The organism is Pectobacterium cacticida (genome assembly GCF_036885195.1).
GTDB lineage: Bacteria > Pseudomonadota > Gammaproteobacteria > Enterobacterales > Enterobacteriaceae > Pectobacterium > Pectobacterium cacticida.
Map to the genome: position 1 here is coordinate 1209241 of NZ_CP133656.1, position 25228 is coordinate 1234468.

31 protein-coding genes are annotated in these 25228 nt (G+C 47.7%); 5 read left to right on the forward strand and 26 right to left on the reverse strand.

Annotated elements, in window-relative coordinates; genetic code table 11:
* Positions 1–66: 66 nt before the first annotated feature.
* Complete coding sequence (locus RFN81_RS05730; protein ID WP_264498173.1) at positions 67–540, reverse strand: hypothetical protein; 474 nt, start codon at positions 538–540, stop codon at positions 67–69.
* Between the two features lie 222 nt (positions 541–762).
* On the opposite strand from RFN81_RS05730, the gene RFN81_RS05735 reads away from it, so the two are divergent.
* Positions 763–1803, forward strand: coding sequence for an IS481 family transposase (locus RFN81_RS05735; RefSeq protein ID WP_264497225.1), 1041 nt, complete (start codon positions 763–765; stop codon positions 1801–1803).
* A gap of 39 nt (positions 1804–1842) precedes the next feature.
* Here RFN81_RS05735 and RFN81_RS05740 read toward each other — a convergent pair whose 3' ends face one another.
* The 7 genes from RFN81_RS05740 to RFN81_RS05770 all read right to left on the reverse strand — a co-directional run bounded on the left by RFN81_RS05740 (position 1843) and on the right by RFN81_RS05770 (position 7234).
* Positions 1843–2085, reverse strand: a complete 243-nt coding sequence (locus tag RFN81_RS05740; protein WP_264498174.1) for a hypothetical protein — start codon at positions 2083–2085, stop codon at positions 1843–1845.
* Positions 2086–2098: 13 nt separating this feature from the next.
* Positions 2099–2425 (reverse strand): hypothetical protein, encoded by a 327-nt coding sequence (locus RFN81_RS05745; protein ID WP_264498175.1) that lies wholly within the window; start codon positions 2423–2425, stop codon positions 2099–2101.
* A gap of 84 nt (positions 2426–2509) precedes the next feature.
* Positions 2510–2788: a hypothetical protein gene (locus RFN81_RS05750; RefSeq protein WP_264498176.1), complete on the reverse strand. Its 279-nt coding sequence runs from the start codon at positions 2786–2788 to the stop codon at positions 2510–2512.
* 849 nt (positions 2789–3637) lie between these two features.
* Positions 3638–4099 (reverse strand): hypothetical protein, encoded by a 462-nt coding sequence (locus RFN81_RS05755; RefSeq protein WP_264498177.1) that lies wholly within the window; start codon positions 4097–4099, stop codon positions 3638–3640.
* A complete protein-coding gene (locus tag RFN81_RS05760; RefSeq protein WP_264498178.1) occupies positions 4092–5009 on the reverse strand; it encodes an integrase domain-containing protein in 918 nt (305 codons plus the stop codon). The genes RFN81_RS05755 and RFN81_RS05760 overlap by 8 nt, the downstream gene beginning before the upstream one ends.
* Positions 5010–6143: 1134 nt before the next feature.
* Positions 6144–6749 (reverse strand): DUF2726 domain-containing protein, encoded by a 606-nt coding sequence (locus RFN81_RS05765; RefSeq protein ID WP_264498179.1) that lies wholly within the window; start codon positions 6747–6749, stop codon positions 6144–6146.
* 65 nt (positions 6750–6814) lie between these two features.
* On the reverse strand, positions 6815–7234 hold the full coding sequence (locus RFN81_RS05770; RefSeq protein ID WP_264498180.1) for a hypothetical protein: 420 nt from the start codon (positions 7232–7234) through the stop codon (positions 6815–6817).
* A gap of 261 nt (positions 7235–7495) precedes the next feature.
* Here RFN81_RS05770 and RFN81_RS05775 point away from each other — a divergent pair, with 261 nt between their 5' ends.
* The 3 genes from RFN81_RS05775 (at position 7496) to RFN81_RS05785 (ending at position 8678) form a co-directional block, all read left to right on the forward strand.
* Complete coding sequence (locus tag RFN81_RS05775) at positions 7496–7798, forward strand: AbrB/MazE/SpoVT family DNA-binding domain-containing protein (RefSeq protein WP_264498181.1); 303 nt, start codon at positions 7496–7498, stop codon at positions 7796–7798.
* Positions 7798–8154 (forward strand): type II toxin-antitoxin system PemK/MazF family toxin, encoded by a 357-nt coding sequence (locus RFN81_RS05780; RefSeq protein WP_264498890.1) that lies wholly within the window; start codon positions 7798–7800, stop codon positions 8152–8154. Before RFN81_RS05775 ends, RFN81_RS05780 begins: the two co-directional genes overlap by 1 nt.
* A 143-nt stretch (positions 8155–8297) precedes the next feature.
* Positions 8298–8678 carry a hypothetical protein gene (locus RFN81_RS05785; RefSeq protein WP_264498182.1) on the forward strand — a complete coding sequence of 127 codons (381 nt, stop codon included), beginning with the start codon at positions 8298–8300 and terminating at the stop codon, positions 8676–8678.
* Positions 8679–8711: 33 nt separating this feature from the next.
* On the opposite strand, the gene RFN81_RS05790 is transcribed toward RFN81_RS05785, so the two are convergent.
* Genes RFN81_RS05790 through RFN81_RS05810 form a run of 5 tightly spaced genes read right to left on the reverse strand, consistent with a single transcriptional unit; the run spans position 8712 to position 13444 of the window.
* Positions 8712–10250, reverse strand: coding sequence for a conjugal transfer protein TraG N-terminal domain-containing protein (locus tag RFN81_RS05790; protein ID WP_264498183.1), 1539 nt, complete (start codon positions 10248–10250; stop codon positions 8712–8714).
* Positions 10247–10624, reverse strand: coding sequence for a hypothetical protein (locus RFN81_RS05795; RefSeq protein ID WP_264498184.1), 378 nt, complete (start codon positions 10622–10624; stop codon positions 10247–10249). Before RFN81_RS05795 ends, RFN81_RS05790 begins: the two co-directional genes overlap by 4 nt.
* A gap of 10 nt (positions 10625–10634) precedes the next feature.
* Positions 10635–12062, reverse strand: a complete 1428-nt coding sequence (locus RFN81_RS05800; protein WP_264498185.1) for an integrating conjugative element protein — start codon at positions 12060–12062, stop codon at positions 10635–10637.
* 9 nt (positions 12063–12071) lie between these two features.
* Positions 12072–13046 carry a TIGR03756 family integrating conjugative element protein gene (locus tag RFN81_RS05805; protein WP_264498186.1) on the reverse strand — a complete coding sequence of 325 codons (975 nt, stop codon included), beginning with the start codon at positions 13044–13046 and terminating at the stop codon, positions 12072–12074.
* Positions 13043–13444 carry a TIGR03757 family integrating conjugative element protein gene (locus RFN81_RS05810; protein WP_264498187.1) on the reverse strand — a complete coding sequence of 134 codons (402 nt, stop codon included), beginning with the start codon at positions 13442–13444 and terminating at the stop codon, positions 13043–13045. The genes RFN81_RS05805 and RFN81_RS05810 overlap by 4 nt, the downstream gene beginning before the upstream one ends.
* A 298-nt stretch (positions 13445–13742) precedes the next feature.
* On the opposite strand from RFN81_RS05810, the gene RFN81_RS05815 reads away from it, so the two are divergent.
* Positions 13743–14834 carry a hsdR gene (locus RFN81_RS05815; protein WP_264498188.1) on the forward strand — a complete coding sequence of 364 codons (1092 nt, stop codon included), beginning with the start codon at positions 13743–13745 and terminating at the stop codon, positions 14832–14834.
* A gap of 230 nt (positions 14835–15064) precedes the next feature.
* Here RFN81_RS05815 and RFN81_RS05820 read toward each other — a convergent pair whose 3' ends face one another.
* From RFN81_RS05820 to RFN81_RS05880, 13 genes are all read right to left on the reverse strand, one after another.
* Entirely contained in the window at positions 15065–15574 is a 510-nt protein-coding gene (locus tag RFN81_RS05820) for an acetyltransferase (RefSeq protein WP_264498189.1), read from the reverse strand.
* Positions 15571–18438, reverse strand: coding sequence for a conjugative transfer ATPase (locus RFN81_RS05825; protein ID WP_264498190.1), 2868 nt, complete (start codon positions 18436–18438; stop codon positions 15571–15573). The genes RFN81_RS05820 and RFN81_RS05825 overlap by 4 nt, the downstream gene beginning before the upstream one ends.
* Positions 18438–18848, reverse strand: a complete 411-nt coding sequence (locus RFN81_RS05830) for a TIGR03751 family conjugal transfer lipoprotein (protein WP_264498191.1) — start codon at positions 18846–18848, stop codon at positions 18438–18440. Before RFN81_RS05830 ends, RFN81_RS05825 begins: the two co-directional genes overlap by 1 nt.
* Positions 18841–19284, reverse strand: coding sequence for a hypothetical protein (locus RFN81_RS05835; RefSeq protein WP_264498192.1), 444 nt, complete (start codon positions 19282–19284; stop codon positions 18841–18843). The genes RFN81_RS05830 and RFN81_RS05835 overlap by 8 nt, the downstream gene beginning before the upstream one ends.
* A gap of 9 nt (positions 19285–19293) precedes the next feature.
* The gene (locus tag RFN81_RS05840) at positions 19294–20835 is read right to left on the reverse strand and encodes a TIGR03752 family integrating conjugative element protein (protein ID WP_264498193.1); all 1542 of its coding nucleotides are present in this window, start codon (positions 20833–20835) and stop codon (positions 19294–19296) included.
* Positions 20825–21703 (reverse strand): TIGR03749 family integrating conjugative element protein, encoded by an 879-nt coding sequence (locus RFN81_RS05845; protein ID WP_264498891.1) that lies wholly within the window; start codon positions 21701–21703, stop codon positions 20825–20827. The genes RFN81_RS05840 and RFN81_RS05845 overlap by 11 nt, the downstream gene beginning before the upstream one ends.
* 44 nt (positions 21704–21747) lie before the next feature.
* Complete coding sequence (locus tag RFN81_RS05850) at positions 21748–22407, reverse strand: PFL_4703 family integrating conjugative element protein (RefSeq protein ID WP_264498194.1); 660 nt, start codon at positions 22405–22407, stop codon at positions 21748–21750.
* Positions 22404–22766: a TIGR03750 family conjugal transfer protein gene (locus RFN81_RS05855; protein WP_264498195.1), complete on the reverse strand. Its 363-nt coding sequence runs from the start codon at positions 22764–22766 to the stop codon at positions 22404–22406. The genes RFN81_RS05850 and RFN81_RS05855 overlap by 4 nt, the downstream gene beginning before the upstream one ends.
* 9 nt (positions 22767–22775) lie before the next feature.
* Entirely contained in the window at positions 22776–23117 is a 342-nt protein-coding gene (locus RFN81_RS05860) for a TIGR03745 family integrating conjugative element membrane protein (RefSeq protein WP_264498196.1), read from the reverse strand.
* A gap of 26 nt (positions 23118–23143) precedes the next feature.
* Positions 23144–23383, reverse strand: coding sequence for a TIGR03758 family integrating conjugative element protein (locus RFN81_RS05865; RefSeq protein WP_072037276.1), 240 nt, complete (start codon positions 23381–23383; stop codon positions 23144–23146).
* 1 nt (position 23384) lies between these two features.
* Positions 23385–23705, reverse strand: a complete 321-nt coding sequence (locus tag RFN81_RS05870) for an RAQPRD family integrative conjugative element protein (RefSeq protein ID WP_264498197.1) — start codon at positions 23703–23705, stop codon at positions 23385–23387.
* Positions 23706–24253: 548 nt separating this feature from the next.
* Complete coding sequence (locus RFN81_RS05875; RefSeq protein ID WP_264498198.1) at positions 24254–24448, reverse strand: hypothetical protein; 195 nt, start codon at positions 24446–24448, stop codon at positions 24254–24256.
* A gap of 23 nt (positions 24449–24471) precedes the next feature.
* On the reverse strand, positions 24472–25227 hold the full coding sequence (locus tag RFN81_RS05880; RefSeq protein ID WP_264498199.1) for a TIGR03747 family integrating conjugative element membrane protein: 756 nt from the start codon (positions 25225–25227) through the stop codon (positions 24472–24474).
* Between the last annotated feature and the right edge of the window lies 1 nt (position 25228).

A 25228-nucleotide genomic window follows, 5' to 3' on the forward strand; every position in this document is an offset into this window, starting at 1 on the left:
TTTGAAAAGGGATTTATCCCCAGCGGGATAAATCCCGCATGGGTTAAGTCACGATATGGCAGCCGGTCAGTAGAATGTCCGGCCTTCATACCAGTTGCGCTTGATGTCTAAACTGAGCGCGTAAAGGTAGTAGTCAATGAGCCAGATACTGGCGTTCGGGCTCTCATGCACTTTTGCTGCATCTTTCAGACCCTTGTTGAAATAGCACCGCCAGAAAACAGCATCAACGGAAAGACCGATGTTGAGAACCTCTGTGAGGTATTTTTCGATAAACACGGGAGACAACAGGTTCAGACCAATAATTTCACCGACCTGCCGTGCAACCCACGCTATCTTTTTCTCGTTAAGCGTCATCAGCACAAAATCACCCCAGTCAATCGTATCGATGCCGAGATGCATAAGTGCAGTCGCTTCCATCAACGTAGACTCAATGTCAGAAACAATCCTGATGAGCTCAGCTGTGGAACGTTGTAGAAATTCATCATCGCGTCGCAGAATGGCCAGACGCGAGACGAAAGGTTTCGTGTTGAAATCGTACATTGATAAATCCTTTTTTCGGTACAAAACGAAAAGGGATTTATCTCCACCGGGGATAAATCCCCATGTGGGTATGAATATCACGCTATCTGGTTTTGACGATCTCTCCGCTCTCGCTTAATGTGTATTAGTCGCGACTTGATCTGACACATGACCTTGAAAGGTTGAGAGTTACCGGTTTTGATATGGGTGTCGAATCCTTATACAAAACGCGAGGTAACTCTCATGCTTCATACTAACAATCCCATCATCAAACACAAAGCCGGTTTGCTCAATCTGGCTGAAGAACTCAGTAACGTGTCGAAAGCCTGCAAAATCATGGGCGTCTCTCGCGATACGTTTTACCGATATCGCGAGCTGGCCGAGGAAGGTGGCGTGGATGCGTTGATAAATCGCAGCCGTCGTGCCCCTAACCTTAAGAACCGAACCGATGAGGTCACTGAGCGGGCTGTTGTTGATTATGCTGTCGCATTCCCGGCTCACGGCCAGCACAGGACCAGCAACGAGCTGCGTAAACAGGGCGTTTTTATCTCCGGCAGTGGTGTCCGTTCTGTCTGGTTACGTCATAACCTTGAGAACTTCAAAAAACGCCTGAAAGCACTGGAAGAAAAAGTGGCCCGTGACGGCATTGAACTGACTGACAGCCAGATCGCAGCGCTGGAACGTAAAGCCAGTGATGATGAAGCCTGTGGTGAGATTGAAACCGCTCATCCGGGTTATCTGGGTTCACAGGACACGTTCTATGTAGGCAACCTGAAAGGCGTCGGGCGTATCTATCAGCAGACGTTCGTTGATACGTACTCGAAAGTGGCACACTGCAAGCTCTACGTCACTAAAACACCGATTACAGCGGCTGATTTACTGAATGATCGTGTGCTGCCATTTTATGAGTCTCAGGGGCTACCGATGCTGAGGATACTGACCGACAGGGGCACTGAGTTCTGCGGCAAAGTGGAGCAGCATGATTACCAGCTTTATCTGGCGATAAATGACATTGAGCATACGAAAACGAAGGCAATGTCACCGCAGACCAACGGCATCTGCGAGCGGTTCCATAAAACGATACTGAATGAGTTTTATCAGGTGACGTTCCGCAAAAAGTTGTATGGTGCTCTCGACACATTACAATCGGATCTTGATGAATGGCTGGCTCACTATAATAATGAGCGAACTCATCAGGGGAAAATGTGCTGTGGCCGGACGCCAATGGAAACATTACTTGATGGAAAGCGCATCTGGTCTGAGAAAAATTTAGGCCAGATGTAATCTGACAGATACCTGTATAAATAACCGGTAATTGTCAGATCAGGTCTGAGCTAATACACTTAATGAGTAACCGTCAACCAAACCACGTTTGATGTAATCAAGACTCCGCTTGCTGCCATATTTCGCGAGATTGAGAGTGTTATATTCCATCCCGCGATGGGACAAGGCGTTCTTTATGTAGAGGAGCTCTCCCTTTGCTTCTTGAGATTGCGCTCTACATTTGTCGCAGAGTGATTCATAGTTGGTAATTGCGTTAATTAGCTTTTCATCTCCAGCTGACATACATCCTCCAAGGTCACTGAAACCGATAACGCAGCGTTGCTAATTGTTTTGCCAACAATTGCGCGGCTTTGATCGCCTGGTGACGTTGTGGAAACGTATCATCAGCACAAGTATGAACGTCAAATCGGTAAGATTTTGAGCCTAACCAACCGGTACGACTTTCTACCTGGTAACTCCATCCGGAATTACTTCGAGAAACCCGCGCCCGAAAGTTCATATGCCCTGAACGATTCGGTATCCATTCACCAATAAATCCATCGTTGCGCTGTTGAATGTTTTTCTTCAGCAACGCAGACAGACGTTCGGTGAAATTAATCGTACGACGTAAGACCATTTGCATGATGTTCTCCTGGTAGAAACGGGAGAACATCTCACCCGGACGGGAAGATATTTTTCCCGTTGGGTTGCTGACTTAAAGTCGGTGTTAAAAAGAATCTTCCGGATATGCCTGCTCTGCCGAATCCTTAACAGGTTCGACGGTAGAATCCGTCAGTTCATCTTGTTGCTGAGGTTTATGCTGGAAACCGCCTAACCTGCTCATATAAAAAAAGCAGAAGACGATGACTGCACTCCCCCAAATGAGTAACAGTTGAAGGAAACTATAGGTCTTATAAACATGCCGCCGCGTTTTCACTTTTTTCTTCAGCGAAAGCAACAATTGACCTACCCAGTATCCGTCACGATATGCAGTAGAAGCGTTCATAGTGGTTACTCCGAAATAAAATATTTGGAAAACCACCCCCTCGTCATCGGGAAGTAGTTTCCCGGAGGATTGATAGATAGTTAAGCGGGACCTTCATCACCACGCTCGTAGCGGCGTTTAAACTACTTGGTGACATCTGCTCTCAAAGGATGGCAGATTTACCGCGCTTCTTAATCACGCCCTTTTCCTTGCAGGCTCTGGAAAAGTGATTCAGTCACCCGAAGGCGATCCTCACAGACTGATGGACCATTGGTGGTCGTCATAGACGACAATTAACATCCTCAACATACCCAAAAACGGAATAGAGTTCAATATATTTTCAGCCACGCTGGCATCATTAAATTATTCGTATCTGATACGAATAAAGCATTGAACTGTTTGCGGGAAGAATATCAAATCGTACCTGATACAAATAAATAAGGGCTATCATGAGAATTTCAAAAAACCAACAAGATATTCTATTCCTTTTATATGCTATCGAACAAATAAAAGGGGAGTGTTTTTTCGTACCCGTGACAAAACTATTCAAGATGGTTGAAAATAATTGCCATAGAACGTTGTACGCCAATCATTTCAGGACGTCATGCCATACTCTGAATCGTCATGGACTTATTCAGCAACGCAGAAGTCACAACCTGCAGCTATCCTGTGCATTAACATCTCATGGACGTGATATCGCCGCGAATATTTACAACGCCAGAAAAGAGTAATGCTATAACCCTCTCTCAGCTTATGTCTGTGCTAGGACAGAATGATTCACTAACGGTTGAGTCATAAAAGCCGCAGCCCTGAATGTACTGCGACCAACGAATGCATTGATAATCTCCATCTCCCACTCAAAGAACGTTATCAGGAGTGAATAATCAGGTTACCTTTTTTATCAAACAAATCTCCACACTGACGCTTAACCATTTTCTCTATGTCTTCGTTATCGGGATCATAGGCCCCGGATTTAATCTCTTCAATCACTTCAGGAAGTATCGGAATAATACACCCTCCTGTTTTTACCCTCAGGTTATTTTCAGTAGGCATAACCCGAATAATACCACGCATTTCAGAAAAGCTGTCTTTACGGATGAAGGCATCATAGTCGCTCTCATCAAAATAAACTTCATCAGAGAAGTATCTGCTTATCATAAAGCACGTATCACTTTCATTTAACGGTGTTTCACACGTAAATTTAATGATAATTTCGTCACAACCAGATTTTGAAAGATTAATTTCGTAGATTAACTCAACAGACACAACCGTCATTAAAATACCTGACACTTCTGTTTTGCCTGTATATTCAAACAATCGGGATTTACTCATCTTCATCACCTTTAAAATAGACCTGTTTAACATAGCGTCCTCGTCCATCGCCATGACCTAAATCCATCGAAACCTGAGCGTAAATTTCCTTTTCCGAAAACCCTTTTTCTTCATAATATTTTCTTGCATCCTGAGAAAACTGGTAACGCATACTGTGTGGCGCTTTTTTCCCCACTAATCCGACACGACGAACATGGTACCGGTATTTATCGATCGCTTTTCTGATATCAGGTTTATCTATAAGTTTACCGTTATTTTCCCGCATAACTTTTTCAGCATAACTGATGGCATATTTTAAGGCCTCCCTGTCCAGAATAACCGTATCTCTTGGACGGCCACCTTTTGAGCCAAAAACAACCCTGACAGAATTCTGACCCGTCTCCAGCGCTTTTTTCCAGGTTGAAATCGATTTACAGGATTCAACAGCTTCTTTTGTTCGTAATCCCAAAGTCTGGGCAAGTAACATTGTTGCGGCAACACCTTTATCTTTTTTTTCCACCTCAATAAATGCCTGCCTGAATTCCTCTGCCGTCAGGGCGGATTTTGTTCCATTGCGGCTGCTGCTTTCCAGCCCCAGCGTTTTATTACTGAGTAACGGATTATCAGGATCGGCTAATGACTGCTTTCCCAGGCTACCAAATACCCCCCGGAGGGCGGCTCGTTCATTACAAACCGTTCTTTCGGAAATGCCCTTTTCTTTTCTGCTGAGAAGATAGCCAGAAAAATGACGTGTCTTGATACTGTCTGTATGCCGTAATTTAATCCCATTATCCCTGAGGTAATTAAGAAAATATGTCGCAATACGCATCCTGTCCGCGCTTGTAGCATACCCTCCGGACACATTGCGGGCATGGGTGATGAAGTTTTTCCTGAATATTTCAATTTTCGATCTTGCTGATTTTCTGCTCATCTTATTTCTGCTCCCTGCGTACAAAACGCGTGAATATCAGACGAAGCAATGCATCTGCTTACCCCGGCCAGCCGTACAGACAGGGCGGCGTAAGCAGACGAAATGCCAGATTGTTAGTTTTTCGTCGTCACAGACGTCTCCGCGTGTCGGTTTGTTCGCCATCCTGGCTCGTTTGATATTGTGTAGCAGAGCTAATCTGTGTTGAGTTTTTGCAGGAGATCGATTGCTACCCATTTCAGGGTGGCATCGGGTAATACTCCCCGTCAGTCCCAAATCTGACGCCTCAATATCGAAACGAATTTCTCCTTTAATCATGGGGTTAACGCTTTCCGAGGCGGGAAGCCGTTAATTGAAGTTGATGGTATTCCCGGTGCGTCCGTCCGTGAAAACGGACGCGCCGAGCGTAGTAAAAACGTCCAGATGACGTATCTCAGACTGTACGACACGTGATAATTCGATTCGTAAATACGTCTCAAACCCGCATTACGCCTGACGTGCGTGATGTCGACTTTCGCGCGTCACTTGGTGTTCGCTTCGCTTGCACGCAAGTGACGCCGCGCAGCTTCGACCTTCCATTGCGACTCTCGTAAGCGGCCAAATGTGCCAAATGGCCTTATACGTTCGTGCAAAGGTCGGACGTCGCTCTGGACGTATTCGTATCTTGAATGTGCGTAAAACAGAAAACCTCGAACAATATCAAATTGTTGCCGAAGCTATCGAACTGTACTCAATAAAACGAGTCAGTACTTGAGTGCATTAGCGGGACCTTCATCACCACGCTCGTAGCGGCGTTTAGACTACCTGGTGACATCTGCTCTCAAAGGATGGCAGATTTACCGCGCTTCTTAATCACGCCCTTTTCCTTGCAGGCTCTGGAAAAGTGATTCAGTCACCCGAAGGCGATCCTCACAGACTGATAGATCATTGGTGATCGTCCAAAGACGATGGTATAGCGGAAATGATATTAGCAACCCGACCCAGAATCGTCAAATAGTTACCCACATACCCACCGACAAAGTCGGCTCGACACTCGCCGACAGCTCCCGTTCGCCCGCACCTTTGGAGGGCGCGGACTCACTGGCTTATTTGTCCGTGGATATGTGGATAACGACAAAAAATTAGCGACTCAGAGTATTAATGGATTGAATCTCTTTCTTTCCAAATATCGGGCTTATCATCAACATTACCGACAGGAACACGTAAGAAACCTATTTTTGCCAGAGACAATATTTTATTTAATTTCCTGTCTCGCTCAATACGTTTTTCTCTTTGATGAGTTGCATCATCAAGTTCGATTACACAAACCACTTTATTTGTTTTCTTTGAAACAAGGACGTAATCTAAAGCCATATTATTTACTATTGCTGAAAAACGTCGATACTCTTCATCCGACAAGGTTCCTTTGGGTATTGTCGTCAACTGGCCTAAAGAAACCTGGCAATGAATATCACAATAATTACCATGCCATGCGGTTAAATTATCATAGAACTTCCGTTCACACTCACTTAAAAAGTAACCTTTCCTATTAATACAAGTACCACTATTAATCACTCCCCAGAAAAGAGCATCTCTTGTTTCCCATTTTTTAGGAGCAGTATCGAAAACAGATAAATCCCCATACTTTATGCCACTATCGTTTTTGAAGGTTGGAGGAGCCTTTTTTTCCTTGTTATTCGGAGGCCTCTTTAAAAACCAAAACACTAAAATAATAATTAGAAAAACAAGCGCAATGAAATCCATTCCAACACCATAAAATAAAGTCAAATTAAAAACGCCCAACCAATACCATGTTGAGCGTACATATCTTACTTAAATGCAGACACAACTCTTTTTCTGGCATTCCACATAATATCATCTGAATGATATGTGCTTAATGGTATAAGCTTGCTCTTAACGTCAGGCCATAACGTAAGTCCGGATTCCATATTATTCAAAACATCCTGAATTATTACCCATGCAGAAAAAATCACTTCATGATCTTTGAGGTAAGAAAGAAACTCTTTCATTTGTCGAAGGCCACTATCTCCTTCTAAAGCAAAGACACCGCGATTAAAAACAAACCATTCACCTGTAACAGATGATTCAATAACATAACCGGGAAGATAATACATGGTGCTAGGCTTATCCTCCACCAAGAGATATACTTTAGGTGAATCCAGTTTACTCAAAAACTCGACATAATCCAATGCATCATAGGATTCAAACAACCGGGATGTATTTGACATATTTATTCCTTAGCTACTCTTTATTTATTGCCACAATAATGATAATGGACAGCCTATGCTTTAAGGTATTTAAGGGAAGAATAATCTGGCTGATGTTGAACTCCGCACTCGTGTTGTAGTCAGGCAGTATTCCTTTTCATACTCATTTAGTTATCATACAACGTCTTCAGAGCAGTGATAATATTTCGTTTATTTATGTCTTTTTATAGCGCATTTTTTACGCTATAGTGGTGCTATCATGGTTACACCAGAGGATAAGTCATGAGTATTGTAGCCGAAAAAACGACAGGCAAAAGCGCTCGCCTGCGTAAGCAGGGCAGGGCCATCGTTGTAACAATTCCTAAGGAAATTGCCCTGGCGATGAACTGGAAAGAAGGCGAAGACGTCGTTCTTGTCCAGGATGATGGCGCACTGAAAATCATGCCACAGACAGTAAAACCTCGTAAACGCAGGATGTCTCCTGACGAACTGGTGTCTGATTTAAGCGCTGAAGATATCCAAATGCTAAGGGAAGCGACACAGCCATTTCAGCAACTGAAGCCTACAGGACGGGAGATCTTTTGATGGCTCGGACGCCAAAAAGAGGTGAAATATGGTTAGTCAATCCAGATCCCATTGCAGGTAAAGAGATTGCCGGGCCACACTATTTTCTTGTGATATCTGTTGATACCGTGAACAAGGAAACCGGCGTTACCGCTTGCGCAGCGATAACATCAGGCGCGGGCTCCTTGCGCGAAAAGAATATCGTAGTTTATATCGGGGGCGGTGACAGCGAGAAAGGAAAAGTGACCGGGGTTATCCTTTGCCATCAATTGAACTCTCTTGATTTCCAGGCTAGAGGGGCAAAGTATATTGATACGGTTTCACCTCAGGTCATGGCTGATGTCGAAATCACACTGGCGAACATATTGGGCATATGAAAAATAGATTCATTTAAATCCGGTCTTGTAGCGGCAGACATCTCTTGCGAAACAGTGTGTAATCTCTATTCATTTTATGGACTTACGCTCCCAGCTAGGTTAAAATATAGTCATGAGATATTCTCATTGAGAAGGATATTCAGATGCAAAACACAGCAAAGAACCGAGCCTATCAGCGTGGACTTAAGGCAGCAGGTATTTGGAAAAGCACCAAGAACCACCTGAAGCAATGGGATGCAGCCTGCGTTGCATGGGCTACCCAGAACCATTTACCGAAGTTGGTTGGCCATATTCCGATTGCAGCGGGGATTGTGTTGTTTGCTTCTGGTGTATTGCTGGGCGGAGCTATTCTTTCTTTCGTTCTCATCTTTGCTGCTGGGCTTATATCAATAATTCTCGGAAAATCTTCCGACTCTCATATTGAGAGTTACGTTGCAGACAGCTCATCCCATTACCATCCCCATAGAAATACATGGGACAACCACAGGCATTCATGGGAAGAAGAAAATAAGTGGGATGATTAGATAGCCGATACCTTGTACCGACTATCTATATTTCTATTTCATTCCTTCTTTAACTCCTCCGGAAAAACTTTTAATAGAGTTATTCGCATATTCACCGGCCTTACTTCCCGCAGCTGTAGCATCTTTAACTCCGTTACCAATAGCATTGGATAACGCAGCTCCGATATCCAGCCCTGCCCATGATAGCGCACCAACCCACACAGCCGGCAGAACAATGAACATCGTTCCCATCACAAAGTTCATGACCATATCGTCAGAGGTGTTCTGAAAGCCCGCCAGATTAAATCGGCTGTGAGTATCAGAGCTGTACAACGCTTCCAATAGCCAACTGTCAAGCCAGCGAGCCAGTTCCCACCAGAACGTCAGGAAGTTGAGCGCGAATATCACAAATGTCAGGGTGATCACTGGCTTAAACTGATACGTTCCGAACGCCAAAATCAGCGGCAGCATGACGCAGACAGCCATCAGCAAAATGGCCTGAACCATCGGCAATGCCTGACGCATAGCATCAAATGCCGGAAATGCTCCCAAACTACCCAACGCGCCGCCGGCAATAGCACCGAACCGACTGATGGTATTCATTGTGGTAAAATCCGCATTACCACCATAGCCAGCGTAAACCTGCCCACCCTGGGAAATGTTCAGACTCTGGGGACTCACCAACCGCCTGATCACCGCTTCTTTATAATCGTCCGTACTTTTTCCCATCATTTTCAGTGCGGCGGAAAGGCGCAACCACATACCCGGATCGGCTTGATTGACCACCCTATCTTGCAAACCAGTATCCTTTGCTGACCACCACTCATTACAGGTAGGATAACCGCCTCGTCCCGTATTCGGCCGACCACTGTCTCTGGCATCGTTCCAGGGAAAATTTGACCGCGGCATTTTTGAGTTCAGTTCACCATAATAATGGGAACGAAACGTTGAGCTGCCTAGCCATTCGATATCCTTCAGCACCCCTTTATCTTTGGTTGTCCCCTGATCCTGTTGTTTCCACATGTATAGTGCGAGTGCGTAGCAATCGTTGGTGAAATCCTGAAGCTCTTCAGCCAGTGCCGGGTTACTAATATTGGTTCGCTGTACTTCAAAACGTACCTGGCGTAAATCTGGCCGACAAGGGATTGTCGCGACCGCTGCCTGTGTAATTCCTTTGGACAAACGGTGTACCATCGCCCACCAAAAAGGCACGGCAGCTGTTTGGTTATTCAAACTGGACACTACACTGGAGTATCCGCTGTCATTTGGCGCCAGCGGCGTCCAGGTACCACAGGTTCTTGCTCTGGAGGTATCATACGCCATGGTACTCAGACTCAAATTAATCAACGGCACACAACAGGCCAGCATGACAAAAAACGCGCCATACAGCGCGTTCTCGATGCGTGGCAGTGACAGCATGCCTTTGTTGCCCTCATCCTCCCCTTCTTCCCGGACTTTCATCCAGATACCAACGACTTTGAACGCGAGCGGCGCAGCAAAAAGGCCAGTACCAATCAGTATGTTCCACAGGCCATTATTAATGACCCAGCCCAACAGCGTCAGAAAATATTCGAGATAGCTGTTTGTGGTCATCGCGTCGCTCCTGTATCGATATAGATGGCATATTCGCACGCCAATAAAAATATCACGCTCACGATGGCTATCCGTTTTAGCGACGCTTTATACTCTGGCTTACATCCTGGGGCATGCCAGATTTTCCAGAACCCCCATCCCAATACGCCATACAGCATCAGTCGCCAGGCCAGCCAGCCGAGACTCGTTCGCTGCATCCAGTGGCGCAGATCCAAAAATTCATCCGGATAGGACAGTCCAATACTGGCAATCAGAAACGCAATGAACATAGCTCCTATACCGACTGCCAGCGCGTACAATGACAATTTGGTGCCATATCGTAGTCGTTCGAAAAAGGGAGGCGTATTTTGATGGTTTTTTTTAGATTCAGACATGAACATTCCTTTAGTTGCTCTGAGTTTCAGGAGTGGTCATCTGATTGAAACGTGTATCCGTATTGTCCTGGATTTGTTTCAGCGGATTGGTCTCTACGCGACTATTTTCTCGCTCAATAATGGTCAATACCGAGTTACGCGCAAGTTCACGCTTGAGTTCCATCTCATTCTTCAGGGCATTAATTTCTCGATCGAGCGATTCAATCCGACGGGTTCCTTCATCAACCGCCGCTTCCTGGGCAGCAGCGTTTGGCTCTGACATACCGGTCATCAACATACGGCGCATCAGTAATGCCGTCTCAACCGTATCCGCCATCGCCAGTTCGCTGGCCAGTCGGCCAGTTAACGCCGCATTATCCGGGTCACGTTGTAATGCTCGGATCACCCCACTGGTGATAGTCAGGCTTCCGGCCTTCAGTTTGGCCAGGTTCGCAGCCGTTGGCTTCTCCGCGCCATTGACCAGCTTCACCAGTTGTTCCAGATTGGTTTTCGTCGCCTCTTCCAGCATAGGGGCAAATCCCGTTCCCGCCTGGGTAGTACCGGGTTGCTGAGCGTCATCCCCACTGGTGCACTCAGAGGCAACCTTACATGTCCGCATTGAGCGATCGCCAAGTACCTGGACGACAGCCTTTGCGGCTTCCTCTGAATTAGCGAATTTTTGACAAACTGAACCCGTACAATTGTTAGTACTGACGGAAGAGGTACTCAACACCGGTTGGCTGTTCATCATGTTATAACCCGCTGCAGCCAAATCATGTGTTGGGCGAATAGCGGGTTGCCCTTTACCGCCACGTCGTTGACCACCAATCCAGTTTTGACCGTTATTGCCAGTCAACTTTTGGGAATCATTATCTGTCTGAATAGCATCAGCTTTTCCGCTGTTAACCATCTGTTTGTACTCATCAACCAACGCCGACTGTGTCCATTTACTGGAATCCGTAAAATCCATCATGCGTTTCGTCATGTTCTGGCAATTGAACATCGCTTTATCAAACGCCACATTTGCCTGAAGCACACCGTTAGTTAGCATGTCATAGAGGCCCGGGCTCGCTCTTTGAATAATGGCTCCAGGTAAGCTGGCAACCGCACCGGTTGCTCCCTGAATGACTTCACCCATCAGATTTTTAAATCCGGATGTCACGCCGTTCAACTGATTGCCGACCGTTGTTTTCAGGTCAAAATTGCCGCACTGCAAATCAGAACTCCAACCGAGATCAACGCCCAGCTTCTGCATACTGCTCCGTGTCGCTGGCTGAGAGATCACGGAACCGCCACCGAGCGTATAAAACAACTTATCCGAGACCCCACCACTGATATCTGCGCCATAGCCCAACGCACTACTCTTTGCCTGGGGAAGGTTGACATTAAGAAGATCGGCAAAGGTAAACGGGGCGGCTAATTGCAGACCGATGGCCAGCACACAATATTTTATTTTCATCACTATCCCTTAAAAATTTGTGACAGATAACAACCGCTGTCCGCGGCGTTGGCAGCAACTGTAGGGTTGCCAGAGAGTGTAGGCAGCATTACCATTTTCAGCCGACATATGGTCACCATCAGGGAATACCGCGCATGAGGTGGTCAACTGTGGAGACAAACGCTGCCATTTGTGGTTCTGTGTGTTTTCCACAACAGGCTCTGGAGGCCAATATCCATCACGGCGAGAGCTCTTAAGAGGTTGATAGACATGCGGTTGACCGGTACGTGTAATAATGTCTGCCACGCGCTGAGCAACTACGGCTGACGCTTTATCGTCATCGGTATGCTGGATAAATCCAGAGCGGGGATAAATATTTCCCCACATATTTCCTGATGCCATACTACCCACTTCGCGTTGGCCAGGAATGAGCGCCTCCGGATACAGCGATTCAGGAATGCCCGTTCGCCAGGCGAGAGAATCCAACGTGCTCAGAAAATACGGCATGAACGGCGTGGCGACGCTATCGCAGGAATAACCGGGAATTTGTCCACCAATAAGTGTCGATGCGGGATGACCAATCGCATCCACATACTTAAATCTAATATTGGATTTTCGTCGGCCGGGATCTTTAATATCCGCCGCGTTCCCGCCGCCCGCAGAGACGTCGGTTAATCCACTGGTCACTGCATTTTCCAACCCGCCTGCACCTTGGCTGACTAGAGACATTTCTGTCCAGGGATTACCTCCTGGAGCCATGTATGTGGACACAACTGCATCAGGAATAAAGTGAGTCACTTTAACGGATGTGCGAATTGTGCAACCAAACTTTGTGCAGAATAGCCAGTAACAGATACCACTAACACGCCAACTGATACATCCGGGAGAAATAGCACTGGTGACAATCTGCGCGGTATTGACGGCAGCAATAGCGGCGGGTTCATATGCCGTCGTGAGCATAATGCCAACAGCAATCGGGCGGAATCGGGCTCGCCATTTACTCATGGCCGTCCCCCTTCCTGCATTTTGTACGCAAGCGCTTTGGCAACATCAGCCGTGCCGTACACCACGTCGTGATCGTCAAAAACAACAGCGGGATATTTGCGTACACCGATTTCCCATGCATGCACGACACCACGATAGGCCATTTGCAGGTCATTCTCATGTTGTTGCCACTGAGGAGAACGCATGACAGCCTGAGCCTGTGCTGTCGCTTGCTCCATCGATGCTGAAAGCTCGCCAAACAGAGAACGTTGCAGCCGTTCCGGCGCATCCAGCCAGACTATCTGAGTATCAGGGGTAAGATTGGCAGGAGGATGTTGTTGGTCGGTATAAACAACGGGGTTGGCCAGTAATGGCGCAGGTAAAAACAGGAGAAGAAAAGCATGGATTTTGCTGTTCATCACCGCACTCCTTTAGGCTAATAAATACCCTTCAGGTTGCAGCAGGCGGGGGAGATAAACATCGTTAAACTCTTTTTAGGCAAGTGAAAATTTACGAACTACAATAACCGATGAGTTAATTTTCATTACTTCAATATTGTCATCAGCGAGCACCTCATTGAATTTTAAAGTTTTATGATGCAATGTATAGCAAATATTAACCAGCCGGTTCTAGATGCGCTTGCCAAAGACAACGGTGAAGGAAAAGAAGGCTAATAAATAAGGTTACTTCCCATAAATATTCACCCACAGGAGGCGTATGAACACCCAAAAACTGAGAACTGGCAACCTTGAACTATCCCCCGAAATTCGGGGACTGATGGATAACGGCATGGACTTTCTGCAAAAGGCGCAGGATGAATTTTCCACTTCTCCTACCCATTCCATCGTCAGTTTCTGGACTGCCGTCGAGTTGCTGCTTAAAGTGCCGCTTGCTCATGAACACTGGTCGCTGGTATGCAGCGGAAGGAAAATTATTCGCGCGAATTATCTTACCGGTGATTTTCAATCAATCTCCTTCGCGGAGACCTGTGAACGACTGTCCGATGTACTGGAAAAGCCCCTGCCACCGGCCACCCTTAAAGCCTTTAACAAAATCCGCAAGCACCGAAACCGAGTCGTCCATTTTTATCACGATGCCTTTACCGAAGAAGCAAAAGCGAGACTTCTTGCTGAGCAGGCTGATGCTTGGTTTGCGTTGAACCGATTGATGCAAGAAGATTGGAAGTCGCTTTTTGAAGGTGCGCTAGGATATTACCTCGCCGGGCAAGAAACGAATCTTCTCATAAAAAACACCTACTATGCCGATGTTAAATTCACGCAGGTTAAACAATCAATTGATGATCATAGAAAAAGCGGCGGTCAGGTTATCGATTGTTATCTGTGCGGAAAATCTGCTGCACTGGTAAAAGATGTTTTTGAAATAAATGGTTATTCCATCAAAACATCGTCATGTCAGGTGTGTAACTCTTCACAGGACAAGGTGGCCGAATTTTCATGCCCGGAATGCAATGAACAGCAAACTCTGAGAGCTTGGCATGAAACGGATTTTGAATGCACCAAATGCCAGCATTCTGTTCCCCGTTATGAACTTTTTGATACGAGCAGTTACTCACAAGACGACTACCATTGTGCATCCACTCCGGCAGGCTGCTCCGAATGTGAAGTCGACGATTCCGTTTGTGAGTTTGGGGAGGGATATTTCTGCACTCAATGCTTTAGCTTTTTCGAATCTATTGACCAGTGCGATTGCTGCGGTCATTACAGTACAGATATAGATGAATTTAGCGTAATTACTGGTTGCAGCTTCTGCAATGGGCACCCAGAGACATGGCCTGATGGTGGTGACTGAGTATCCATGAATTACATTTTTAATATCACTTAAGCAGAATCAGACTAGAAAGTACTCAATTAGTCTGACGAAGAGTGACGACCAACTTATTCCTATAGTAAAAATTCATTTAATGCATCGTGCCATCAACATTTAGGGCGACGTCATTTTTGATGTCCTCTTCATTATAGAAATAAATCCCCCAACCAACTGCGTGCTCAGGGGATTTTTAAACTTATATCCAACGTAACCTATGAGGTAGTTTTAGTCAGCTTGTTTCGCAACAGTTCTGTGGTGGCGACAGCATCTCGCTGGTATTGTTCTGAACCTTCCTGCAAACGTAAAGCGTCAGCGCTGATAGCGTCGATACTGCCAACGGCTATCTCTTTCAGATAAAGCACCAAATAAACCACATCAACAGCATCCGGAACAGAAATGTACCAACGGGGATGATCGTAATCATCAGCTTCTGGCCAACTCGTGATGCCGGCAACAGAAATCAGAATATCGACACAGGGGCCAATGCTGTTCCCACCATCAAAATGCAGCGCTACCGCCCCTCGAGAGCCAACCCGATGCGGATGACATGTTACATTGCACTGCATAGGTAAACGCTGGCGAATAGCATTACGTAACTGCTGGAGTTCGTTATGGTTTTTCAGGGAGATTTCTGCCTCACCTTGCGGTTTCAAACCAAAAAGTACGGGAAAATGGCCACCTTCCGGCTGGACGCTCGGCGTAGGGTATTTCAATGTCATCATGCTGTTACTTTCTCCTGGTCAACCAAACCACGGGCTTTATCTAGCGCTTTGGCGACCCGCATTGCCGCCTCCAGCTCCGAACAATGGAATTCATTCATCAAACGACGTCGTTCCACTTTTTCTTCTTTTTCCGTCATACCGAGCGCCAGGTACAAACTGGGAGGAACCGCACGGAACAATGCCTGGACGTTCTTCGATAAAACGACGCCCTCTGTGTAGCATTTATCCAACTTACTGGCTGACATCAGCACTGATTTCTGTTCATCCGTCAGGGATTTAAAGCGACTGATATCATCAACTTCCTTTTTCGGCATAACGAGACACAGCCACCATTCGGCCATATTGAGCATTTTGCCGGCCGCATCGGGGAAGTCTTCCAGGTTCTGCGTGGCTAGCCAAAGCCATGCCCCCAATTTTCGCCACATTTTGACGATCTTGGTCATATAGGGAGCCAACAGTGGGTTAACCGTTGCAATATGTGCCTCATCGACAGCAAAAACGATATCCCGTTTCTTGTATTGGTCACGCTCGGCAATGTTGTTAATGGTGTTCGTCAGTGACACCATGGTCAACGCCATCTGTGCTTCGTACCCTTCGCGTGCAAAATAGCCCAGATCAATCAGCGTGACGTCAGCTTCTGGCCAAAGCTGCCCTTCACGGTTAAACAGCTCTGCTTCAAAACTCCCCTCCTGTGTGAAAATACCTAAAGACTCTGCCATCTCGGCCGCTTTAGTTCGCCGCTGCTCATTACGTTCTACATCCATAGAGATATCGAGCAATGCGCGTTGTAAATGCGAAGGCAGCATTTGTTCCGAAGCCGCGTAGGAAGCTTTGGCGGCCATAACCAAGGCCTCACGGATCATCGCCCGGTCGGCACGCTTTAGTTCGGCTTCTTCTTTAGCATCCCCACCAGTGATCATCATGCGGGCAGAAATTTCCATTTCACCCAAAATGTCCCGTTTTTCTTTTTTATCCTCCTGTTCGTCCCCTTGATCTTCTGTATCATCTTCTGTATCAGCGTCCAGTTCAGGCAGTGCATCTGCATCAATGGCCAGAGGAACATCACTGTTCAACAACTGATAAGCATCACCAAACAACGGCAGACTCAACCCATTGCCCGGTTTGATACTGACCTTATTCACCGTCAGTCCAAGGCTTTCAAAATAATCGGCCAACAGCCCAAATGAGTTGCCGGCTTCAGCAATGAACAGTCGGGGGCGGTGTATGGCCATCACCTGCGATAACATCGCGCACATCGTTGCCGACTTGCCGGCGCCGGTCGGTCCAAATATCAATTTATGAGCATTTTGGCTGCGATCACTTTTATTCAACGGATCGAATGAAAATACGTCTCCCCCGCGGTTGAAAAAGCTGATCCCGGGATTCCCCGTACCGGTTTCACGACCCGTTACAGGTAATAACCCAGCCAGATGCTGTACCCACGTTAGCCGGGTATACCAGTGTTTCTTATCGGTTTCCGGGTTGAAGCACATAGGGAGTGCACGCAGATAGCTGTTAAGTGGTGCAACGTCATACTCCGGTCGCACAGGTTGTAAACTTGCACCGAGTAACACCGTCGTCAGCTCTACGCGTTTATGATTGAGCGTTTCCACATCATCAGCACGCAGCAAAAATGTTAGCCCGGCACGGTAAAGCTTATGCCGATTTCCCAGGTACTCTTTGACGGTTTTAACATCCTGGCGAACACGTCCAGACTCGGTGTTCTCGCCTACTGCTTTCTTCGATAGCCGGGTAAAATCAGCTTCCAGTTTATCTTGCGGCTGTACCACTATGGTCATACACAGGGTGGTACCTTCCGGAAAGAGATCCATTAACGCATTGATCTTTTCTCCCCGGAGCATTTCCCCTGTAATCGCTCCAGGTTTTGGCGGGCGCCGTAATTTCTCGACCGGCAACGCACAATGCGCCTGATTATCAAACCACCATACGCCGTTCTCCACGTCCGAACGTGGCGGATTGAACCATAGCGTTTCCGTAAAATCATTGAGTACCGGCATGGTGCCATCAGGTGTATCGCGTCGGTCAAAATAGGCGGCCTGACGATATAACGTCTCTTTATCGACCCATTCCGGCGACGGATTAAAATGACGCAGCAACCAGCCATGTACCTGATGGCCATTCTGTCGCACACACATTACCCCAGCGCCAGACAATGCACTGGTCACACGTTCACATACCTGGTTGAGCATCGCGATCGGCGGCATCGGGTCTCGGTTGTTTTTACCAATCCAGCGATAAACCACCATACGCGTACGACGCTGCTGACCACGCCAGGGCTGGCCGGTAATTTTAGTATCAGTAAATAACCCTTCCGAACGAGCAATCCCCCGTAAATGACGCTCTGTTTCCTTCAGCCAGGCCTCCGAAAATGGCGAACCTTGGGCATGTGGTTTGACATACCCCCTCAGGCGATCAAGATAGGTATCAACGTTGTTCTCATCCTGGCAGAAGAACTGGACAACCCAAGGGTTCTCATCATGATCCTCAAAGCTGTCCTGCAAGGCGTCCTCCACCGTATCGCGGATTTGTTCCAGGCGCTCTTCCGTACGCCCCTCTGTCGCAACAGGAGAAACTTCATATACAGCACCGACAGAGATGCCGTCATCCAACAACAGGCATTTATCGTTATCCAGGAACTCAGCCCACGGCAGGTAATCAATGATTGAAGGGTTAGCGTGATTCAGCTTTACTTCATCCTGGATCGTCATCTTCCCGGGGCGTTGCAGTGACGCTCGTCCAGCGACCTGAAGTGGAATGCCTTCAGCAAGACTTCCGATCACCTCATCAGACACTGGCATTTTCCGAGATCGGGACAGGCGCTTTTTATTAAATAGTGAGAACATTACAGTGCCTCCACGCGTTCACCCGGCATCGCATACTGGGTCTGGCTATAGAACGGAAAGACCGTGCTGTATCCGGGAACCGGTGTACTGCCCTCCGCCAGATGAGGAAAAATGTATATCACCATGTCTGGGTTCGGCAGACGGGGAAACTGTTGGCTGATTTCACTCTCCTGAGTACGGCTGTAACTCCGGTCGTCATGTAACGACGTTTGAAGCTCCAATGCACTCAGCGGTCGGCGTAATGTATCTCTGGCCTGGGCTGAACGTCGAGTTGTTCCCTCACCATCTACACCATTCCATAATTCCAACATGGAGTGCTCACCAGCTGGCAGCATTTCTTCTTTTGAGGTCGAGCACCCGCTCAATAACACCATAATAAGCAGTGTGGCCATAATCTGGCATTTAGGCATGTGTTTCTCCAGAACGTCGGAATAAATGAAAATGACCGGCAATGAGCGAAAATGACCGACACATCGGGTGACGGGATAATTCGGCAACCGTCATCCGTACGGTGTGCCAGTCATTAAGATGGCCCTGTTCGATGGCCATCAGGAAAGGATCGGTCTGTTTTTCCAGAAAACAGGCCAGTTCAAAGCGTTTGAGTGATGCGGGCGGTAGTTGTCTGACAAAAAAGCAGCCTTCCAGCACCGGAATACAATGGCTACCAACATCAAGAAATAGTGCGTCATTAACCCAGTAAAGCGACGCTTGCGCTGATTCAGCCAGACTCTTGGCTAGTAATTCAGAATCGGACTGACAATAGTGAATATCAATCCGTAGCTGATCGGTTGCGGATGCCGTACTAAAGATCCAGATGTTTTCCCAGCAGTCGTGAATGGTTTCCATCTCGCCTCCTCAATCCAAACCACGTTGGTTACTGCCATCAGCCGGTAACGAGAAGTCGTATCGAACCTTGCGGCCCTTGTCTTCATAATCAATCGCCAGTTGTCTCGTAATATGCACAGCTAATCGCATACCTGGCGGGACATAAATCGCATCAAATGTCTGGCCGTAGCGCTGTTTCACCCAGTCAGTCGTCTCATTCAGACCACCGGCCAGCGCCTTACCAAGAACCGCCTGGCCCGCGTCCCCCGTGAGTGAGGAGGTCATCCCACCATAGCCATTTGTTTGCGTCGTCTGCTGGTTTTGACTCAGCGCACCAGCAGCACCAGAGCCAGCAGACAAAGCAAAAATGGTGGGCAGATAGGTAGATGCGTTAGATTTGCGCTCCCCGCCGATACAGGGGATCCCCGCTTCATCAGAAATCCAGCCAATACCACCGCTGGTACTACTCTCCCCTTGGTTGCTACCGCCATTATTGCTATTACTGTTGCCATTAGCGTCAGCTCGCGGCAATGTACGAACGGTGCCATCGGCAAACACAAACGTAATACTATTGACCTGGCCACGAACGCACGACAACGTCCAGTCACCGCTGGCAGTACCCGACACGATCGCCCCCTCAACATCCGGCAAATCGATACCATTTGCGGTTAGGTTGTCTTTACCAATGAGTACCTTGAATGGATAGGGATCAGTCACAGTGCCATTAATCGGGACGCGCCCTAGCAGCGCCGTCATTGCCCGACTGCCGATCAGTGTGGAATTCTCAGGTAAGGTGTAAACTGGCTCTGCTGTAACCTCATTTTTTTCGTTCGAGTACCCTTTCACCTGTTGCTCATACGCCGCTTTCTGGCGCGTTAACTCATTGTCATTAAGAAATGAGGTAGGAAACTGAGGCAATGCAGGCATACCAGAACTGGAAGCCTTATTAGGGTCAGTGGGTTTCTGATCTTTTGGCTGTACCCATATCAGGCCATCCGCACCCTGCGACATCGTACCGTTCGAACCACTCCCCATGCCGTCCAGCCCTAACCCCAGAGGAATATCACCGTGCCCAGAGGCGTCCTGGTAGTTACTCCCTCCGCTAATATGGCCTCCGGGATTACTCATCGTATTAGCCAGTTTATCGGTCAGTTCCTGAATTTTATTCTGTAGCCGTAACTGTTCATCCTGTAAGCGTTTTTGCTGTGTATCGTAGGACTGCTGCACGCCAGAAACAGCTTCATTCACTTGCCCTGACACATCGGTACTACGGCGGGTCAATGCCTCATTTTGTTTTTTCAGGTCCTCATTTTGCTGGCTCAATCTGCCTAAATCATGGCGCACCTGATTTAACGAGCCGACCAACGTACGTAACGTATCCTCGGGAGTATCACCCGCGACGCCCAACGCTTTGAGTTCATCTGGAGACAACCCCAGTGTTGTCGTTGCTGTATCAGCGGCATTCTGTGTCTGGGTTGAATCTGATTGGCAACTCTTTACGCCAATCAGTGCACCGATGGCCAGCACCGATGGCACAATCACTTTGACCAACGTATTGGACTTAATTTGCATGAACACGATCCTTCTTACTGGCCTTACCTGATGTTGGCGGCATTTTGGCGACCGGCTCTGCGACAAATGCCAGTTCCGGACGGCTATCGGTGACCAGGTATAATGTTGTCGTGTCTTCTGGTGTACCTATTGGCCCTACCCAACGATGCTGGAACGTGGCAGAAACAAACTGTCCCTGAAGGACCCGGGGATCGAGGACAATCTTTCGGCTGGACGTATTACGAACACGTAACGCCACAACGGAGCGCGCCCCAACTCCCCAGGCCGACAGCGTGGTAATATCCAACGGTTCAGAGGGATATAAGGTCGTGATCTTCCCAGATAGACGAGGGTTAACGGGATGAATACCGCTCACAGGCTCTACCGCACGCAATGGTCCGTAGAGTGTTTGCGCGGCAAAACGCGTCAGAACGACAGGTAGGGGGGCGTTATAGCGAGGCGCTTTAGACTCTTTCGTGTCTGGCTTCGCTCCGGTAGTGGAAGATGAATCATTATGCCCGGATACCTTAGCAGGACGATCGCTGCTATCTACCGTAGTGACATCACCGCTATATACCAGACGAACAGGCTCTGTTGGGCCATTCGGCGACGCAGTCACATCGAGCAGAATAATCTCGCCGCTTTCCAGATCCTGTAACTGCAACCGCGTTTGAGGAAATGCACTGTCCGCTTTGAGATAAACCGCCCCACCTGTCGATTGAACGCGTAACTTGTCATTCAGTGCCGGCGGGAAACCGACACGAACGTTTTTATCCGCAAAAATAACGCGTTCTTGCCCCACCTTTAGTGGGATCTGCAGGGGGATGCGTTCCCATTTAATTAATTCATCAGCGGCAACGTGCAATGATGCTGTAATGAACAATCCCAGTAAACCGCGATGAAAAAGTCGCTGAGCTGTGGAAGGTTTCACTTTCACTGCATAATCCCCTTTTTCTTCTCTGACTGAGGCTGATGCGAAATTTCCAGACGCTGCGGCATTCCGTCATAACAATCCAGCGCGAGGCCGAACGGGTTACGCTCTGCATCCCCATCCCAGCGAACGACTTTTAGCGGATAACGCACCAGTACCCGTTTAACAGGTTCGGTGTGATAATACTCATCGGTAACCAAATCCAGACGGACAACCCAGTTATCACGGCTGATAACATCCACACTCTCCGCGCTGTATCCACGTCCGGGGATCTCGTAAACCACACGAACACGGTCCAGGAGCTCATTACCAAGGGAGCGCTTTTTCGCGTCTGCATTCAGAAAATCCAGACAGGATGGCGTCAGGTACGGGGATAGGCTGAATATCTTGCCGGGATAGTCCTGTTCGCCATTTTTTGGCCAGGCATTCAACTGCTGAAAAATATAAAACGCAAAACTGTAGACCGTTGGCGGAGGAATCTCCCACCAGGGTTTGGTGCTGCCGGTACGAAGGTCAGGTGGATTATGGATCGTTAGATTACTGGGTGCCCGCATCCAGCCGAGTATCGTGACCAGTAGCAGAATCACCAAAACACCACAGGCAATGCGTAATGTCAGGATATGCTGGTCGCGATTTCTTACCGCGTTACGATAAATACTCATGATCGTCCCTTATCGCGTCTACGGCGCAATGACCATCCCTGAGAGTGGATAATCAACGTCTTATCCCCTACACCAATATGTCGTTTTTTTTCCTCCAACTTCTGCCAGATATAGTTCTCAGGTTTACCGCGTTTAATGCGCACGATCCAACTACCTCCGAAACCAATGACTAACAGAGGGGTCAAGAGCATCCCGGTAGGGATGATGACCCATCCGGCAAGAGGAATAAAAAATAGAGACCCCAGGAGGCCAGTAAGAGCGCCAAACAACGCTGCAAGCCCCAGTTCTGAGGTGGTAAATCCACGAAATACAACAGGCTCCACATTTAGGCGATCGGGTAAAAACGGAATGGTCTGCATGCCGTCGCCTTACAAAAGAATGTTGGCAGATTTGCCCAGCAACCAGATGACTGCAACCAACAGGACAACACCGACGAGGACAATAGCGCCGAACTTGGTCCAGGTTGCTCGTTCATTACGAACTTCAACGAAGGTATGACCCGCAGCAATAGCGACGTTAATAAACATGATTGCGGCGACTACTAATCCGGCAAGTACAATAAAGTCCTGTAAATAGCCCTTCGCTTGCCCCAACAACCCCGATCCCCCACTCGATTGGGGAGCCTCAACCGAAGGCAAAGCCGCAAAAGCGGACTGTGATAACATTCCAATGTAAAACAGGAATGAGATAAAACGACGAAACATAGACATGAATAATTCCTCTGTGTAGAAAATGATTAACTAGCAAAAATCCAAATGCTCATGACCAACAAAAGCATTGTTCTGAACACAAACCGCCCTAGCGCAGCATCTCTGACTTTCTCGTTAGCCCACCCATTCCAGACATCGTTTAATGCCCAGGCAGCCCACAGAAACAGCGAGGCCAGCAGAAAGCCGATACAAATGAGGCTGAGTATTTGGGGATCGAAACCAGATGCAGATTTAAAGGCTGAAGATTGTGCGGCAGTCATAGACATATCAGGGACTCTCCCGACGGTAGTTCCCGGCGATTGAGCTAGCTTCACGCGGCTGTGCCCGGGATGGCGCCAAATAGGTATCAATACCTGCTCTGATGGCATTCAAATCCGCAGTAATACGTTGATAGTCAAAGTGGTATCGGGCACGATCGGCGGGGTCAGATTGCGCAGCAACAACGCGGGCTCGTTCCAGCGAGGCCTGGACCTGATCGAGTAGGCGTTGCGTGCTGGCTAGCTCGTCTTTCTCTGATGCATTTACGGCATGAGTAAACAGCAATGAAGCACCAAGCAGACAAGCAAGCCGGACTGAGGGAGAAAACATGCACACCTCACAGTGAGTTGACGATGCACATAGGATGAGGAATCAGGGAGGATTGGTCAGCGATAAACTCTATTTTCACTCTCTAAAATTTAGTTTGATAACATATCTCAGTGTGATTCTGAGCGTCGCTGGTCTAATAATTGGGATTATAGAGCTGATGTACGGCACATTCCGATAATCATAATATTTTATTTTGATGACATTGAATTATTAATGCTTTCAAAGGCATGCCTTCGTTACCATCACATGGAGTGAAAACCTCATGGAAACGATCGCACATGAATTTTCCCTTTTTAATAAAATGGACAAGCTTCGTAATCGCATGGCTCCTACTTATCAAGTTTTCCCTCTTAATGGAGGTTAGATACCCATCCTGGATATGGAGAGCATTACATACCGGTTCCATTTTCATATGTGGGATTTCAATCGCAGCAATTGTCACGATCCTGATTGAATTAGCAAACTGACGCGCCAGAAATTGTGCGTTCGTGGCTTGTCTGCTGACAAAAGCGCACAAAACAAGTTTTGTACGCTTTTGTCCAGCTCAATTAAGAGACACTCATCTTCTGAAAGAGGGGATCCGCGCCAACAAATACCTCATCAGGGATACCTCCCCATTCCTCCCTCAGAATATCGAATTCACCTTCATTCCAGTATCGCAGGAACATCTTGCATTCATCCGCATCCTGCCCCAGCGAAAACTGAATAGCAGCGACAGCCGCCTCACAGGATCCATCACTCATTACCGTCTATCCTCCCCCTAAAATCACAGGTATTTTTTAAATGTGGCAGTAGTTACTGTAATCGCGGTCCCAAACAGCAGTGCTGCCGGCAACAGTAATAAATTAGGGTAGACCGCCATCGGCCAGGACAGGTACAGCATGGCAGGGACATAAAACGCAGGTTTCACCAGACGTTTGGCATGGTGATAGAGAAAACTGGATTCATAGCCTGCACCAAAGCGCCGCAAGTCACGACGCCCGAGCCCTTCGACGATGGCCACAATTACCACCATCGCAAACAAGGGTATCGAGAGAACCAGGATGGTGACCCTCACCAGCGTCACCACCGTGACATAAACAGTGGCCAGCAAATATTCCCGCAATGATTGTGCCAGCCAACCACTCCAGGCGTTTAAGCTACGACTGAGTTCACTATGACTGTTTGCCTGCATCTGATATTGATTACTGACCCAATCCATAAAGCCACTGTTGACAAATGCCCAGTGATAGCCGGTGTTGATCCAATGGATCACGGTGACAGATGGCTCGGAAAACAACAGACTTCGTTTGAATTCTGAAGATAAATAGCCCAGTTCAGTGTTCATTACCTGCTGACTGTGTGCCGCCCCTTCCGTTGGCCAGAAGAAGGCAATGCCCACGTATTCAATCAGCAAACTCAGTAATAGCGAACCCAAAATGATACCAATCAACTTCCATGGCCAGCCCCACAATACGTTATAAAGCAATCCATGTGGCCGCTCTGGCTTTTGTGTGGAGGGATTACGCGCAGGTTCGGCCATA

What these genes read in the sequence shown, in the direction of transcription:
- RFN81_RS05730 (WP_264498173.1), bottom strand. Translation starts at nt 540, where the DNA reads ATGTACGATTTCAACACGAAACCTTTCGTCTCGCGTCTGGCCATTCTG.
- RFN81_RS05735 (WP_264497225.1), top strand. Translation starts at nt 763, where the DNA reads ATGCTTCATACTAACAATCCCATCATCAAACACAAAGCCGGTTTGCTC.
- RFN81_RS05740 (WP_264498174.1), bottom strand. Translation starts at nt 2,085, where the DNA reads ATGTCAGCTGGAGATGAAAAGCTAATTAACGCAATTACCAACTATGAA.
- RFN81_RS05745 (WP_264498175.1), bottom strand. Translation starts at nt 2,425, where the DNA reads ATGCAAATGGTCTTACGTCGTACGATTAATTTCACCGAACGTCTGTCT.
- RFN81_RS05750 (WP_264498176.1), bottom strand. Translation starts at nt 2,788, where the DNA reads ATGAACGCTTCTACTGCATATCGTGACGGATACTGGGTAGGTCAATTG.
- RFN81_RS05755 (WP_264498177.1), bottom strand. Translation starts at nt 4,099, where the DNA reads ATGAGTAAATCCCGATTGTTTGAATATACAGGCAAAACAGAAGTGTCA.
- RFN81_RS05760 (WP_264498178.1), bottom strand. Translation starts at nt 5,009, where the DNA reads ATGAGCAGAAAATCAGCAAGATCGAAAATTGAAATATTCAGGAAAAAC.
- RFN81_RS05765 (WP_264498179.1), bottom strand. Translation starts at nt 6,749, where the DNA reads ATGGATTTCATTGCGCTTGTTTTTCTAATTATTATTTTAGTGTTTTGG.
- RFN81_RS05770 (WP_264498180.1), bottom strand. Translation starts at nt 7,234, where the DNA reads ATGTCAAATACATCCCGGTTGTTTGAATCCTATGATGCATTGGATTAT.
- RFN81_RS05775 (WP_264498181.1), top strand. Translation starts at nt 7,496, where the DNA reads ATGAGTATTGTAGCCGAAAAAACGACAGGCAAAAGCGCTCGCCTGCGT.
- RFN81_RS05780 (WP_264498890.1), top strand. Translation starts at nt 7,798, where the DNA reads ATGGCTCGGACGCCAAAAAGAGGTGAAATATGGTTAGTCAATCCAGAT.
- RFN81_RS05785 (WP_264498182.1), top strand. Translation starts at nt 8,298, where the DNA reads ATGCAAAACACAGCAAAGAACCGAGCCTATCAGCGTGGACTTAAGGCA.
- RFN81_RS05790 (WP_264498183.1), bottom strand. Translation starts at nt 10,250, where the DNA reads ATGACCACAAACAGCTATCTCGAATATTTTCTGACGCTGTTGGGCTGG.
- RFN81_RS05795 (WP_264498184.1), bottom strand. Translation starts at nt 10,624, where the DNA reads ATGTCTGAATCTAAAAAAAACCATCAAAATACGCCTCCCTTTTTCGAA.
- RFN81_RS05800 (WP_264498185.1), bottom strand. Translation starts at nt 12,062, where the DNA reads ATGAAAATAAAATATTGTGTGCTGGCCATCGGTCTGCAATTAGCCGCC.
- RFN81_RS05805 (WP_264498186.1), bottom strand. Translation starts at nt 13,046, where the DNA reads ATGAGTAAATGGCGAGCCCGATTCCGCCCGATTGCTGTTGGCATTATG.
- RFN81_RS05810 (WP_264498187.1), bottom strand. Translation starts at nt 13,444, where the DNA reads ATGAACAGCAAAATCCATGCTTTTCTTCTCCTGTTTTTACCTGCGCCA.
- RFN81_RS05815 (WP_264498188.1), top strand. Translation starts at nt 13,743, where the DNA reads ATGAACACCCAAAAACTGAGAACTGGCAACCTTGAACTATCCCCCGAA.
- RFN81_RS05820 (WP_264498189.1), bottom strand. Translation starts at nt 15,574, where the DNA reads ATGATGACATTGAAATACCCTACGCCGAGCGTCCAGCCGGAAGGTGGC.
- RFN81_RS05825 (WP_264498190.1), bottom strand. Translation starts at nt 18,438, where the DNA reads ATGTTCTCACTATTTAATAAAAAGCGCCTGTCCCGATCTCGGAAAATG.
- RFN81_RS05830 (WP_264498191.1), bottom strand. Translation starts at nt 18,848, where the DNA reads ATGCCTAAATGCCAGATTATGGCCACACTGCTTATTATGGTGTTATTG.
- RFN81_RS05835 (WP_264498192.1), bottom strand. Translation starts at nt 19,284, where the DNA reads ATGGAAACCATTCACGACTGCTGGGAAAACATCTGGATCTTTAGTACG.
- RFN81_RS05840 (WP_264498193.1), bottom strand. Translation starts at nt 20,835, where the DNA reads ATGCAAATTAAGTCCAATACGTTGGTCAAAGTGATTGTGCCATCGGTG.
- RFN81_RS05850 (WP_264498194.1), bottom strand. Translation starts at nt 22,407, where the DNA reads ATGAGTATTTATCGTAACGCGGTAAGAAATCGCGACCAGCATATCCTG.
- RFN81_RS05855 (WP_264498195.1), bottom strand. Translation starts at nt 22,766, where the DNA reads ATGCAGACCATTCCGTTTTTACCCGATCGCCTAAATGTGGAGCCTGTT.
- RFN81_RS05860 (WP_264498196.1), bottom strand. Translation starts at nt 23,117, where the DNA reads ATGTCTATGTTTCGTCGTTTTATCTCATTCCTGTTTTACATTGGAATG.
- RFN81_RS05865 (WP_072037276.1), bottom strand. Translation starts at nt 23,383, where the DNA reads ATGTCTATGACTGCCGCACAATCTTCAGCCTTTAAATCTGCATCTGGT.
- RFN81_RS05870 (WP_264498197.1), bottom strand. Translation starts at nt 23,705, where the DNA reads ATGTTTTCTCCCTCAGTCCGGCTTGCTTGTCTGCTTGGTGCTTCATTG.
- RFN81_RS05875 (WP_264498198.1), bottom strand. Translation starts at nt 24,448, where the DNA reads ATGAGTGATGGATCCTGTGAGGCGGCTGTCGCTGCTATTCAGTTTTCG.
- RFN81_RS05880 (WP_264498199.1), bottom strand. Translation starts at nt 25,227, where the DNA reads ATGGCCGAACCTGCGCGTAATCCCTCCACACAAAAGCCAGAGCGGCCA.